Source organism: Clostridium sp. AF29-8BH (assembly GCF_003478145.1).
GTDB classification, from domain to species: domain Bacteria; phylum Bacillota; class Clostridia; order Lachnospirales; family Lachnospiraceae; genus Otoolea; species Otoolea fessa.
Genome location: NZ_QUEL01000004.1, coordinates 45,092 through 59,181, shown reverse-complemented (window position 1 = coordinate 59,181; position 14,090 = coordinate 45,092). Strand labels below are relative to the sequence as shown.

Annotated in this window: 14 protein-coding genes and 1 pseudogene; 1 reads left to right on the top strand and 14 read right to left on the bottom strand. The window is 47.5% G+C overall.

Annotated features, from left to right (window positions below; genetic code table 11):
• The first annotated feature begins 12 nt into the window (after positions 1-12).
• Positions 13-1,077, top strand: coding sequence for a site-specific integrase (locus tag DWZ16_RS04305; RefSeq protein WP_118522311.1), 1,065 nt, complete (start codon positions 13-15; stop codon positions 1,075-1,077).
• Positions 1,078-1,193: 116 nt separating this feature from the next.
• On the opposite strand, the gene DWZ16_RS04300 is transcribed toward DWZ16_RS04305, so the two are convergent.
• The 14 genes and pseudogenes from DWZ16_RS04300 to pepV form a co-directional block, all read right to left on the bottom strand.
• The gene (locus DWZ16_RS04300) at positions 1,194-1,388 is read right to left on the bottom strand and encodes a small, acid-soluble spore protein, alpha/beta type (protein WP_106999744.1); all 195 of its coding nucleotides are present in this window, start codon (positions 1,386-1,388) and stop codon (positions 1,194-1,196) included.
• 54 nt (positions 1,389-1,442) lie between these two features.
• Complete coding sequence (locus tag DWZ16_RS04295; RefSeq protein WP_118522310.1) at positions 1,443-1,694, bottom strand: hypothetical protein; 252 nt, start codon at positions 1,692-1,694, stop codon at positions 1,443-1,445.
• 20 nt (positions 1,695-1,714) lie between these two features.
• Positions 1,715-2,536 (bottom strand): HAAS signaling domain-containing protein, encoded by an 822-nt coding sequence (locus tag DWZ16_RS04290; protein WP_118522309.1) that lies wholly within the window; start codon positions 2,534-2,536, stop codon positions 1,715-1,717.
• 13 nt (positions 2,537-2,549) lie between these two features.
• Entirely contained in the window at positions 2,550-2,864 is a 315-nt protein-coding gene (locus DWZ16_RS04285; RefSeq protein ID WP_022360428.1) for a PadR family transcriptional regulator, read from the bottom strand.
• 288 nt (positions 2,865-3,152) lie between these two features.
• Complete coding sequence (locus DWZ16_RS15930) at positions 3,153-3,302, bottom strand: hypothetical protein (RefSeq protein WP_243015175.1); 150 nt, start codon at positions 3,300-3,302, stop codon at positions 3,153-3,155.
• A gap of 52 nt (positions 3,303-3,354) precedes the next feature.
• Positions 3,355-4,436 (bottom strand): annotated as a pseudogene (gene rpsA / locus DWZ16_RS04275) (30S ribosomal protein S1).
• The gene (gene ispH, locus DWZ16_RS04270) at positions 4,417-5,268 is read right to left on the bottom strand and encodes a 4-hydroxy-3-methylbut-2-enyl diphosphate reductase (protein WP_106999741.1); all 852 of its coding nucleotides are present in this window, start codon (positions 5,266-5,268) and stop codon (positions 4,417-4,419) included. The pseudogene rpsA and the gene ispH overlap by 20 nt, the downstream one beginning before the upstream one ends.
• Before the next feature lie 300 nt (positions 5,269-5,568).
• Complete coding sequence (locus tag DWZ16_RS04265) at positions 5,569-6,555, bottom strand: LysR family transcriptional regulator (protein WP_118481745.1); 987 nt, start codon at positions 6,553-6,555, stop codon at positions 5,569-5,571.
• 518 nt (positions 6,556-7,073) lie between these two features.
• On the bottom strand, positions 7,074-8,090 hold the full coding sequence (locus DWZ16_RS04260; RefSeq protein ID WP_106999739.1) for an aminopeptidase: 1,017 nt from the start codon (positions 8,088-8,090) through the stop codon (positions 7,074-7,076).
• A 518-nt stretch (positions 8,091-8,608) separates the two neighbouring features.
• A complete protein-coding gene (locus DWZ16_RS15925; RefSeq protein WP_243015174.1) occupies positions 8,609-9,172 on the bottom strand; it encodes an aminopeptidase in 564 nt (187 codons plus the stop codon).
• Positions 9,173-9,270: 98 nt separating this feature from the next.
• Positions 9,271-9,624, bottom strand: coding sequence for a hypothetical protein (locus DWZ16_RS15920; protein ID WP_243015173.1), 354 nt, complete (start codon positions 9,622-9,624; stop codon positions 9,271-9,273).
• A 250-nt stretch (positions 9,625-9,874) separates the two neighbouring features.
• Entirely contained in the window at positions 9,875-11,173 is a 1,299-nt protein-coding gene (locus DWZ16_RS04250) for a dicarboxylate/amino acid:cation symporter (RefSeq protein ID WP_118481744.1), read from the bottom strand.
• Between the two features lie 357 nt (positions 11,174-11,530).
• Positions 11,531-12,523: an FAD-binding protein gene (locus DWZ16_RS04245; protein WP_118481743.1), complete on the bottom strand. Its 993-nt coding sequence runs from the start codon at positions 12,521-12,523 to the stop codon at positions 11,531-11,533.
• Between the two features lie 154 nt (positions 12,524-12,677).
• A complete protein-coding gene (gene pepV, locus DWZ16_RS04240; protein ID WP_106999736.1) occupies positions 12,678-14,081 on the bottom strand; it encodes a dipeptidase PepV in 1,404 nt (467 codons plus the stop codon).
• Between the last annotated feature and the right edge of the window lie 9 nt (positions 14,082-14,090).

The window sequence follows — 14,090 nt, the reverse complement described above, 5'->3', positions numbered from 1 at the left end:
GATGATATCATTATGGCAAAACGCAAAAATTCACTCCCATCCGGGAACTTTCGTGTTCTGGCTTTAGATTACACAGATCCGGATGGTAAACGTCATTATAAGTCCTTTACCGCGCCGACCAAGAAAGAGGCGCGGATGCTTGCAGACGAATGGAAATTATCAAAGAAAAGGAACCGCGCCGAAAATATATCCGTTCGTGTCGCTGTCCAGCGATACAAGGACATGAAAGCAGCCGTCCTTTCCCCGTCTACCCTACGCGGCTATGCAGGACTCTTGCGGACGCACTTCCAGGGCGATTTCGGCAGCACACGCCTTAATGAATTGAACAGCCAGATTGTACAGATCTGGATATCTGATTTATCGAAAAGGCTTAGCCCTAAGACCGTCCGAAATGCCTATGCGCTTCTGACAGCGGCTCTCGATATGTTTGCCCCCGACCTTTCTATCCGCGTACAGCTTCCCGCCCGGAAGCACCCGGAGCTATATTGTCCGAACGACGCAGACATCCAGCGGCTCCTGGCTGAATCTGCGGGAACTGATCTGGAAACAGCCATTCTTCTGGCGGCATTTGGTCCGCTTCGCCGCGGCGAAATCTGCGCCCTGACTTCCCGTGATATCAAGGGGAACACCATAACTGTCAGCAAAAGCATCGTGCGCAGCGAAGACAATGAGTGGATAACCAAATCGCCCAAAACCTACGGCAGCTATCGGACCATACAAATGCCAGAATTCTTTTTTAAACATATACGCGGTAAAAAAGGGCCGCTGTGTAATCTGAACCCCGATCAGCTCACGCGAGAATTCGAACGGGTTCTGGATCTCTGCCAGCTCCCCCACTTCCGCTTTCATGACCTGCGGCATTACTCCGCGTCCATCATGCATGCGATCGGAGTTCCGGATCAATACATTATGCAGCGAGGCGGTTGGTCCTCTGACAATGTGATGAAATCCGTCTACCGGAATGTCATTGATTTGGAGGCAGAAAAGCAGAGTCAGCTGATCCTTGAACATTTCCAAAAAGTTGCAAACGTAAAATCATGCAACACGAAATGCAACACGATGCCTGAAAAGCATTGATATTAAAGGCTTCTTCGCGGGTTCAAGTCCCGCAGCCGGCAGATTTGAAAGCCCTTGAAAATATTGGATTTTTCCTTTATTTTCAAGGGCTTTTGGTGTTTTCAAGCAAATATCTATCAGCCTTTCTTATCCTGTTTCATCTCCCGCCTTTTCTTCGTCATCAGACCGCCAATCCGCCCGCTCTCCTTGGCAGTCAGGCTTCTCCAGCCATACTGCCGTACCTTGTCTGCCAGCCCAATTTCTTCCGCCACCTCATATTTCAGCCGCTCTGCCGGGGTCATTTTCTCAAAATCCACCTTATTTTCATCCATAAAAAATACTCCTTTCCACCTTGTGTACTCAGAGTATGTCCATTTTCTGGAAATCTATTCGTATTGTCTTTCTCCGTTCAGCTGCTCTTTTACCTCATCCGACTCATCAAGCTCTTCCGGCAGCTGCTCCGTATCATCCCATATTTCCTCCGAATCACCCCAATTATATTTATCCTGAAAATTTTTTTCCTGATCGATCAGAAAATCCAGTCCGGCAGCTGCGCCTCCAATGGCAGCCCCGATCGATGTCACACCGATTCCACCTACAAAGAGGACAGCGCCAATGATTGCCATTTTTTCATCCATTTTTTCATTTTCCTATCCTCCTATGCCCTGGCTGACAGATAACCTGCTGCCTGACGGCAAAGCCGAATGATTTCCTTGACTGCCCACGGTAGGAATACACCGTAAAACAGGACACAACCACATATCAGAAGCAGACAGCTGCCCTCTGCCGCAATACCCAATCCGATGAACATCAGTCCCATCGCAAAATGTTCAAACAGACTCGCTGCACCCAGAACGAACAGCATAATTCCGCCAACAAATACCAGCACCGTCATCAGTCCCAGCACCACAAGTATCGCTGCCAGTGCGACCGCCAGCCAAAAAAAACCTCCCACGGTTCCCGTCACCAGCTTAAAGATAAACGGAAGAACTGCAAGCACTACCAGAACTGCCACAACCATTCCAATCTTGGAACCGGTTATTTTTTCTTTTAAGCAATGCAGCATCTCGCTCAGACGGCTTCTTTGATTCTCATTGGATGCCGCATTTTCTCCCGTTTCCTCATCCCGAAATTCCCGGAATGGGGCATCCTCGGTTCCAGCCTGAAATCCTGCTTCTTTTTCTCGTTCTCCCTGTTCTGCCCCACCGCTTCTGGATAAAGTCGTCCGCCTTTCTTCAAACCGGCTGTCATTGTACCCCCGGTCTGTAAATTCGCCGCCACTCCATTCACTCTGCAGCTCCATCCGGATTACCTCGGCAATATGCTCCGGACTCTGAAATTCTGCAAGTACCTCTTCTTCCTTCTCCGGTCCTGCCTCCTCCAGATAATCGCGGTAATAGTCAATCGCATCCCGTTTTTCTTCTTCCGGAATATCCTGCAAGAGCGCTTCCAGCCTCTCTAAAAATACTTCTTTTTTCATGATCTGCCTCTCCTTATCCCTCTTTCAGTATCTCTGAAATTTTTCCTGCATACACGTTCCACTCACCCCGGTAAAGATTCAGCTGAATCCGTCCCGCCTCCGTTATTTTGTAATACCGTCGGTTTCTGCCGTCGATCGCCCGGTCATATGTTTCCAGGCAGTCATCCTTCTGAAGCCGCCGCAACACCGGATAAAGCGTGGACTCCGATATTTCGATTGCCTGACGGACATCCTGCGTGATCTTATACCCATATGTTCCTTCTGCAGATTTTGATACAACTGAAAGGACGATCGCATCCAGAAGCGCAGCTCCTGTATTAAAAACCATCTTATCCCTCCTACGATTCACTGATTTAAAATATAATATTTTTTCTTGTTTAATATTATATGTTATATAATATTGTATTTGAATTATATATCAGTGTTCCTTCTTTGTCAATATTTTTCCAAATATCCTTATGACTCACTCCAATCCATCTTTCTGCTCCCACAACCCTTCACCACGCCGTATCCCGCTCCTCATCACGCAAAAAACAGACCGTACAACCTATGTTCCATCACATACGCCATACAGCCTGTTTTCATTTTTATCTTAATAAAATCACCAAATAGCTTTCTACCACACCAGAAAAACCCTGCTCTTTCTTCCAATCCCAGAAACACCCGACTGCGTTCCGGTCAAGAATACCATGCCCCACGCCATCACAAAAACGGCTGCCACCTCCACATTCTTCCTGTGGAAGCGACAGCCTGATGATTCTTTCATCCTCCGTCTGACGCACTATCTGTCCGATGGGAAACTGGCGTCAACCGTTTGATTAGTTTTCTTCTGCTTCCTGATTCTCAAGAGCTTTCATGCTCAGGCTGATCTTGCGGTCTGCCTCGTTGAAATCAACTACCTTAGCAGTGATAACCTGTCCTACGCTCAGTACATCGGATGGTTTGTCAACATGCTCTCTGGAAATCTGGGATACGTGAAGAAGTGCATCTACACCTGGCTCCAGCTCAACGAATGCGCCGAAATCAGTCATACGTGCTACCTTGCCTTCTACTACGTTGCCTACAGCATATTTCTCAGCTGCGTTTGCCCACGGATTGCTCTCCGGGAACTTTAAGCTCAGAGCGATCTTCTCGCCGTTGATATCTTTGATCAGAGCTTTTACTTTATCGCCTACTTTGAAAACCTTCTTCGGGTTCTCAACTCTGCCCCAGGACATCTCAGAGATGTGAAGCAGACCGTCAGCGCCGCCAAGGTCGATAAATGCACCGAAATCAGTTACATTCTTAACAACACCTTCTACGGTCTGACCAACAGCGATCTTCTCGAATAATTCTTTCTGCATAGCAGCTTTCTTCTCAAGCAGGATCTGCTTGCGGTCGCCGATGATACGGCTTCTTCTTCCGCTCGGATTGAACTCGGTAACTACGAACTCAATCTCCTGACCTGCGTACTTGGATAAGTCTTTATCATAAGTATCAGAAACCATGCTTGCCGGAATGAATACACGGGTTCCCTCAACCTCTACTACGAGGCCTTTCTCCATAACCTGTGTAACTTTCTCTTTCAGAACTTCCTTGTTCTCGAAAGCTTCTTTCAGACGTTTCAGACCCTTATCAGCAGCCAGTCTCTTGTAAGATAAAGCAGCCATGCCCTCTCCGTCGTTTACTTTCAGAACTTTTGCTTCCAGTTCGTCGCCGACCTGAACTTTGGTTCTAAGATCTACGCCCGGCTCATTGGTGAATTCGCTTCTTGTGATGATGCCTCGGATTTGCTTCCAGCGATGCTGAGAATGATTTCGTCTTCCTTGACACCGATAACCTGACCGGTAACAGCCTCTCCTGTACGTAATCTCTTGAATGATGATTCTTCAAACATTTGTTCAAAACTTAATTCTGACATTAGTATGAACCTCCTCGATAATTTGATTTGGGGTCGATGCCCCGGCTGTAATACCTACGCTGCGCACAGTACCTGTTATCTCAGGCTTGAAATCTTCCAGTGTCTGAATGTAGTAAGTGTGTTTACATTCCCTGCGGCAAATCTCATACAACTTTTGTGTGTTAGAACTGTTCTTGCCTCCAATCACAATCATAACATCAACCTGTGAAGCTATCTGCCTCGCCTCAACCTGTCTCTCCTGTGTTGCATTGCAAATCGTATTTAAAACAAGTATATCATAATACGTTTTTGAAATTTTTTCAACTAAATCTTGAAATTTATTGTAGTTAAATGTCGTCTGCGCCACGATACAGAGCTTTTCATCCGGTCTGAGTGCCAGATTTTCAAATTCCTCCAGTGACTCGACTGCCAGAGTATACTCATTTCCCCAGCCTTTGATACCCTCGACCTCCGGGTGGTGCTCATTTCCCACGATAATCACGCGGCGTCCGGCTTCGCACTGTTCCCGGACAATCTTGTGGATCTTTTTGACAAATGGACAGGTCGCGTCCACAAGCTCCAGTCCCTGGCGTTCCAGGAGTTCATAGATCTCCCTGCCTACGCCGTGGGAACGGATGACGACCACGCCTTCTTTCAGGGCTTCCAGTTCCTCCTTCGAATGGATGACCTGTACGCCCTTCTCTTCCAGATCCCGCACCACCTCTTCATTGTGGATGATGGGACCGTAGGTATAGATCGGCTTCTTCCCCGTCGCTATCTGATCATATACCTTCTCGACTGCCCGCTTCACGCCAAAGCAGAAGCCAGCCGTCTTCGCAACTGTAATTTCCATGTTCCTGCCCGCCATTCCTCCTATTCCTCATCGTCTTGGATAAATAAATCCCCTCTGTCTCCTTCATAAAATCCACCTTTGCTCCTGTCTCTCATAGCATCCCGCGAATTCTCCAGAATAGAAATTCTTCCGCCTTTAATCGGCAACTCATTTACCCTCATTCTTATAGTTTATCATACTTTAGACTGCTGGTAAAGTCTAAATCGACGTAAAATTATATAAAATTTACACGATTAACTGATTTTGCAACCGCATTTCGGAATTTACGCCGCATTCAGTCCCTGTCTTCGGAAATTGCCGTTACTCCTTTTGCCTCCCGGCAGCCGGATCGGCGTCCGGATCATCCGACCGGATGCCTGCCAGACGCATAAACTCACGCATCGCCGCCGTCACATAACGCCCCCTCTTGACCGAAAATGTGATCTCCCGCTCAGACAGCGGGTCGTCCAGCTTATAATAGACCAGCCTCGGGTCCTCCGGACGCCACTGTACAATATCAGAACGCACAAACATCGCTCCAACCCCGTTGGAGACGATATTTAAAGAAGTCAGCACCTGATCCACCATCATCACAGTTTTCATCGTAAAACCGCCGTTGCGGCACATTTTCGCGCCTCGTTTATACATATCATTGCCCGGTTTCATCGTGATAAACGGCACATCCTTAAAGTCCTTTAACGGAACCGCCTCCACCTCCGGTTTTAAAAAGGACTTGGACAGAATCTCCTGCCTGGACAGTCGGTATGGCTGCAGCTTCCGGTTAACCGGAAAACTTTCCGGAACTGCCAGAATCAGATTTTCCTTCCGGAATAAATACCGTTTGATCGAAGTATCGTCCTTCTCCATCGCCGTCTCCAACACCAGATCCAGCGACTCATTTTCCAACCCCGCTTTCAGCTCCCGCGTATTTCCTTCTGTTAGGTCAATCGTAACCTGCGGATATTTTGTCTGAAAACGGGCAATCAGATCCGGATACACAAACGAGCAGAAATAAGATGCACCGCCGAGCGCCAGCGTGCCGCCCTGAAGCCCCGCAATATCTTGAAAATACCGTTCCAGATTCCGTTCCAGAAAAAGAATCTTTTCAACGGTACGGATGTAATACGCGCCCTCCTTCGTCACCGTCAGCGGAATCGTACTGCGATCAAAAATCGGCGCTCCCATCTCTTTCTCTGCCTTCCGCACCATGTTGCTGAGTGCTGGCTGGCTGATAAAAAGCTTCTTCGCCGCTTTGGAAAAACTCTTTTCTTTGTAAACCTCATACACGTACTTCATTTCATTCAGCATTTGTCAATTCCCCCTGTCCATTTTCCATCCTGCTTTGCTTAAATGATGTTACGATTCTTGCACACATGACCCGTAACGAATTTTGCCATAGTTCTGCACTTAAATATGGCTGATCCACTTTCCCATATCTCTATGCTAAAATCTGCTATAAACGAATATAACCGCCATATCTAACAGTTATTTTTTATTGTTATTATTTTATCATAAGATTTCTATATCTGTAAACAAATAAACTGTATTTTCCGTCCGTTTTCAGGCAGAATCCAACTTATTTTACAAAACTTCCAGGTGCGTGAATCAGCACTCAAAAGAAGCTGCGAACACCTGCGCTCTACACATCTAAGGCAGCTAACCTGCGTCCACAGCTTCCATTTTTAATATGGAGGTTTATTCAATTCCTAAGCTTTTACAAATTCCTGATGTTTTATATTGCGACTGCTCAAGGGGAAATCACAGCCACAATTCATGCAGTCTTTCATTGACAATTCGTTCTTGATACTTCTTAATATATAGCCATATTATTTGTCGCCCAAACAAACAACCTTGCCGTCTTTTACGATCAGAACTTCTTCTGGTGTTCCCTCGTCGAAGATAACGGTCGGATTGTACTGTACCATGTCGATATGTACGGTCGAACGTGCAGGCTGTCCATAGTAGAATCCGTTGCCCATTGCGATGTGGCAGGTTCCTCTTGCCTTCTTCTCTTCCTCGAAGTCTCCGTTAAACATACAAGCCGGATTAAGTCCAAGTCCGATCTCTGCGATGTTGTCGGAATCTTTAACTTCTGCGATCTGACGGCGGATTTCTTTACAAATCTTCGGATCGCCGCCAACTACCTCTACGATACGCCCTTGTTCGATTCTTAACTCAACCGGTGTGGTCGGGCATCCATAGTAGCAGATAGGTCCATCAATTACCAGTTTGCCATGGGTTGTGTCGATCACCGGTCCTAAGGAAACCTCGCCGTCAGACCAAGCCATTGCATCGCCCGGATTTCTCGCGATACCACATTCGATGATCGGCTCCATCTGATTCATTTCCATGTACAGGTCGGTACCAGCCGGTGTGGTGATGTGAGCCATCTTATGACCTCTCCAGATAGCCTGCAGCTTCTCGCCATCTGCGTAAACTGCTTCGTAGTCTGCCAGAGCGCCGCCTCGTGTGAAGTTATCGATACTTCTTAAGCAGATGGAAACCTCACGGAGTTTCTTCTGGTTGATGAGCTCTTTCAGATGGTTATTGTATATAGCTGCACCGGATGCAGTTGTCATGCCGACAAATACATCGCAGGCATCCATGCCAAGTTCCAGAGATTTCGGGAAAATGGTTGCTTTATCTTTTCCACGAATCGGCATCATGTATACGCCGTACTCAGCGCCGCAGTTTAAAGCGGCTGCTGCCATCGCCTGGGTCATTCTCTCGTCGGTCTGAGGGTCAACGACAATCAAAACTTCCTCGCCCGGTTTAACAGCCATCAGGTTGCCAAGAAGATACTGCGCACGTTCCATACATTCGATAATTCTGTTATCACTCATAGTTCATTCTCCTCGCTTTTTTTATTATTTGACAGTTTCTGCATCCAGCCGATTTAAGCTATCTGCCTGTCATTGTTCTCTGTTTCATAACTGTTTATTTAGTTTTTCTGTTCCTCATGAGGTTTGACTATATACTATCAAACCCGCACACACTTTATAAACAAATATACCCATTTGCGAATATGTTATAAATATTTCGTGATAAGGGGTTTACCATCCTGCTGGAAGCATTTCCAGTGCGCTGAAAATTGCGTAGAATACGGTACTGCCGTACAGCAGGACGATAATCGCCTGCATCGGCTTGCTTGCCATCCAGCCGCAGTTCCATACCGGCTCAATGTCACCTGTTTTTCTTGCTCGGGAGGCGGTGCTTCACATCCAAATCAGACTTAAAAATACCAAGAATCCCCGTTCAGCCGATACACTGGCCGAACGGGGATTCCTGGCGTCATACAAAACAGTAAGGTATATTTATATGGTTATAATTGGGGCGAACTGTCTAGTTGGATGCAATAGTTTTATTTGTCGCCCAAACAAACAACCTTGCCGTCTTTTACAATCAGAACCTCTTCTGGTGTTCCCTCGTCGAAGATAACGGTCGGATTGTACTGTACCATGTCGATATGTACGGTCGAGCGTGCCGGCTGTCCATAGTAGAAGCCGTTGCCCATTGCGATGTGGCAGGTTCCTCTTGCCTTCTTCTCTTCCTCGAAGTCTCCGTTGAACATACAAGCCGGGTTAAGTCCAAGTCCGATCTCTGCAATGTTGTCGGAATCTTTAACTTCTGCGATCTGACGGCGGATTTCTTTACAAATCTTCGGATCGCCGCCAACTACCTCTGCGATACGTCCTTTTTCGATCCTTAACTCAACCGGTGTGGTCGGGCATCCATAGTAGCAGATAGGTCCATCAATTACCAATTTGCCATGGGTTGTGTCGATCACCGGTCCTAAGGAAACCTCGCCATCAGACCATGCCATTGCATCGCCCGGATTTCTCGCGATACCACACTCGATGATCGGCTCCATCTGATTCATTTCCATGTACAGGTCGGTACCAGCCGGTGTGGTGATGTGAGCCATCTTATGACCTCTCCAGATCGCCTGCAGCTTCTCGCCGTCTGCATAAACTGCTTCATAGTCTGCCAGAGCACCGCCGCGTGTGAAGTTGTCGATATTTCTTAAGCAGATAGAACCTCGCGAAGTTTCTTCTGGTTGATGAGCTCTTTCAGGTGGTTATTGTAGATAGCTGCACCGGATGCGGTGGTCATGCCGACAAATACATCGCAGGCATCCATGCCAAGTTCCAGGGATTTCGGGAAGATGGTTGCCTTGTCTTTTCCACGAATCGGCATCATGTATACGCCGTACTCAGCGCCGCAGTTTAAAGCGGCTGCTGCCATCGCCTGGGTCATTCTCTCGTCGGTCTGAGGGTCAACGACAATCAAAACTTCCTCGCCCGGTTTAACAGCCATCAGGTTGCCAAGAAGATACTGTGCACGTTCCATACATTCGATAATTCTGTTATCACTCATAGTTTTAATCTCCTTTTCTTGTTTTGTCTGGTTCCCTTAAATTTTTGCACCTTTGCAAGTGGGAATTATTTCTGTTTTTTTCCTTTTTATCCGGAAAACGTGGACTTTTCAGAACCGGGGGTTCCATATTCCATCTTTGATTCACGTTCTGCACAAATTTGTCGTTTCCCCGCTTTCCGGGTTTCATACATAACTACTGCCCAGATATATTTCACATTTCATACGAATCCGGGATGTTTCTTTCTAAAACTCAAGCTGCCTTTTTGGCTTCTTCCTGATTGAAAATATCGTGATCCAGTTCACCCTCCATCTGAGAAATGCAGACAGATGCTACCAGGTCGCCTACAGAGTTAGTAGATGTGTGAATCTGGTCGATGATACGATAGATTCCAGCTACCAGTGCGTATGCATCCAGCGGAAGTCCCATCTGCGTCATCAAGGTTAAGCTGATAACCAGACCAATCTGCGGAGTTGCTGCACAGCCAACGCTTAAGAAGGTTGCCTGTACAACCAGCATAATCTGCTGCTGAATACTTAACTCTACGCCGTACAGCTGTGCGGCAAAGAGAACAACGATACCAAAGTATGCACACGTTCCGTTCATCTGAGCGGTACATCCAAGTGGAAGTACGAAACTCGCAATATCTCTCGGAACGCCCATCTTCTTCGGTGCTACTTCCATTGATACCGGAAGAGCTGCTGAAGAAGTACAGGTACTAAATGCGATCATCCAAGGTTCAAACGCTTTGCGCCAGAACTTCATCGGATTTACCTTTCCAATCACGATAAGGAAAATGCTGTATCCAACAGTACTCATGATAATGCAGGCAAGATAATCAGTTAAGATGAATTTCAGAACCGGTCCGAAGATGGCAACGCCATATTTTGCAAGTGCTACAGTCATCAAACTGAATACGCCGTAAGGGATGATTCCAAGAATCATGTCGATAACCTTAAACATCGTCCGTGAACAAAGGCTGATGATGTCACATAACTGCTGTGCTTCCTTGCCAATGCTGATGATGGCAAATCCAAGAAACAGGGAAAAGACGATAATCTGCATCATCTCGCCGCTTGTCAGTGCCTGGAATGGGTTGGACGGAATTAAGTCGAGCAGTGTCTGGTAGATACCCGGAAGTTCTTTCACCTCCATTGCTGTCTCTGCCGTTCCCAGCTGCAAGCCACGTCCCGGTTTGATGATATTGGCAAGTATCAGACCGATGGTTGCTGAAATACCGCCAGTTGCTAAAAACCAGATGATGGTTTTAACGCCGATGCTTCGAAGTTTCTTGATATCGCCCAGCGAAAGTGCCGCGTCGATGATACAGAAGAACACCAGCGGGACGACAATCATCTTGATCAACTTGATAAACAAATCTCCGATGAACTGGAAGAACGGAAGGACATATCCGTTAATGATCTCATTCTCCACGCCGCCCATAAAATTTAAGACGTAACCAAACGCGATACCTGCAAACAATGCAATGAATATTTTCACGTACAACGGAGTTTCTTTTTTCTCCGCCCCATTTTTAGTTTTCTCCACCATGTAATACCCCCTTATGTAATGTTTTTTTATTTCTCGTGTTCCTCATGAGGTTTGACTACATAGTATCAAAAAGCCAGATTATTATAAACAAATATATCGAATTGCGAATAAGTTATAATAATTCAGTGATATAAAGTTAGTTCTGACTTACTTTTTTAGATATTGTCTCCACAATAAAAATAATTTTATTTTTGCAAATCAGTTCCGTGCTGTTTTCTGTAAAATACTAAAAGCGGGTAAAAGTTTTTCGCTTTTACCCGCTTCTTGCTTGAACCTTCTTCTTAAAGGTTTCTATTTTATTTCGTCTGTATCATCTACTTTTTTAGAAATGGCATTATATGTGAATCATTTTAGCTTTTACTGGTTATCCGAAACATAAACCGCTGCTTCTGTTCCTGCAGTCGAACCAAACACAACCGCCTCGGTCAGCTCATTGCCGGAGAGCACACCTTCACCGTCTACTGCCGCTGACAGGATCGGACCTGCTGCATAAAGACCATTGATCAGCTCGCCGCTATCTTTGTTTAGCTGTTCCGCATTGTTGCTGACAACCAAGGCAGCTGCCTTTCCATCTGCCTCATATACCTGAGATTCCTCAAAAACCGGAATCAGGGAGACATCGGTCGCTACCAGTGCCAGGCAGTCAATTTCCTGATCCTTGCCGTCCACCGTCACAGTGATGCGGTCAAGCGCACCTTCTTCATCGTAAGCGACGCTCTTTAATTCTGTCTTATATTCAACTGGAATCTTCAGCTCTTCGACTTTTTTAAGCAGCGCTTCCTGTGCAAGCTCATTCAGATTTCCCTCTTTTGCCGGGAAACTGCGGGCTACCGTGGAACCTGCCTCCTGTGTCAGATCGCCGTACTCCATTCCCAGTGTGTCGGCAAGCCAGTCTTTCGCCTCTTCGCTGTTCTCCGATACATCTGCCGCCATATCCGAATTGTTCGTATTATTTCCTGCCGTCATAATATCCGACAGATAAATCTCAAAATCATCCGTAAGATTCGCCTGGAACTGCTCATCTGTATTGGCTGCATTGACATACGGCGCCATCTCCGCCATATCTGCCGCCAGCTCTTCGCCCGGTGCCAGAATCAGGATCTTCGACGGATCCATGCCCTCGGCTGCCGCCTGAACCGCCGCGATCAATCCGGCGCTGTCTCCGCCTGCGATGACAAGCTGTGCATCCGATGCTTCTGCTTCTCCGACCGCTTCGGTTGCTTCCTCGCTTGCCGCTGCACTCTCTGCCATATCTGCCTTACTGCCGCATCCCGCCAGTGCCGCTGTTCCCAGAACCGCTGCCGCCGTCAGAATCCCTGCCTTTTTAACTGTATGGAATGATTTTTTCATAATCGTTCTCTCCTTTCCCTCTCGCCAGAGTTCCTGCAGCTGTCTTCAAACATGCACAGTACCTCCCGGTTGTGGATTTCAGTCTAACATAGAACCTGCGGCGAATCAATTAAGGTTTCTTTAATTCTTACGGCGGAAAAAACGAAATTTTCTGTTACTTACACAAATCCGCAATCACCTGTGCAAAAATCTTCGCGCTTGCCACCAGATCACTCACATAGGCAAATTCATCTGCCCCGTGCATCCGGTTGTCCACGCCCGGCATCGACGCGCCAAATGCAACGCCGTTTTTCAGGTCATGCACATATGTGCCGCCGCCGGTGTAGTTGCACTCGCCCTTGTTGCCGGTATAAAGCTCATAAGCATTCAGAAGTGTTCTGACAAACTCGGAATTGCCGTCTACAAAATGCGGCTCTCGCAGCTGCGGGGACTCTAACTTCATGCCGTGGGACGCAAGTTTTGCCTCCACCGGTTTCAACAGGTTGTCATCATTGCCGCCGATCGGGAAACGTCCGTCAAAGTACGCTTCCATCCGTGTCTCCGTCATCGTAAGCATCGTGAATGCCAGAGACAGCGCTCCGGATCCTTCTGCCTGCATCGCCACGCCAAGCGCCTTTCCCTCGGTATCATTCCACGGGAAGCACTCAGTCAGGCTGTGAATCAGCTTCGTCTGTCCGCAGGATGCAAATGGCAGGCGATCCAGAAGCAGAAGCAGGGATGCCAGCGCATTTTTGCCTTCCTCTGGTGTCGAGGCGTGTGCGCCCTCACCGACTGCGGTGATCACGATCACATCTTCCTCTGCCTGCAGCTCAAACTGTACGCCAGTCTCCTTCGTCACGCCCTCTGCCATCGGACGTACCTCTTCCTCGGTCAGTCCTGTAATTGTCGCATGCGCCTTGCCCGGAACAACATTGATCTTGATGCCAGCCTCGATGGACAGGATCCGCGCATTCTCCGTCGATACCTCAAAAGAAGCTGTCACATGCCCCGGGAAACGTCCTTTTTCGATATTGATAACCGGGAACGAAGCATCCGGGGAAAATGTCATCGGCGCTTCCTTCTCCACTTTATAATAATGTTCAATATCGCTGCTGCCGCACTCCTCATCTGTTCCCAGAATCAGGCGGACATTTTTTGTCACCGGGATTCCCAGTTCTTTGACCGCACGCATCGCATACAGAGCTGCTACCGCCGGTCCCTTGTCATCCGCCGTGCCGCGTCCGTACAACTTTCCGTCTTTTACAATCGGTTCAAACGGCTGTGTCACAGTCCAGCCCTCGCCTGCCGGGACAACATCCAGGTGTGCCAGAATATCCAGCTGGTGCTCACCGTCGTTTAAATCGGCGGTTCCTACATAATTATCGTAATTGTTGATGGAAAATCCATACTCTTCCGCCATTTTGAGTGCCTGTGCCAGTGCGCGGCTCGGACCTTCGCCGAACGGATCGCCCTCCTGGTATGCCGAACGCTCGCTGTTGATGCTGCACAGCGTGCATATGTCATCTAACATCTCCTGCTTGTGCGCCTCGATATACTGCTCGATTTTCTTTTTATACATAAATCTTCC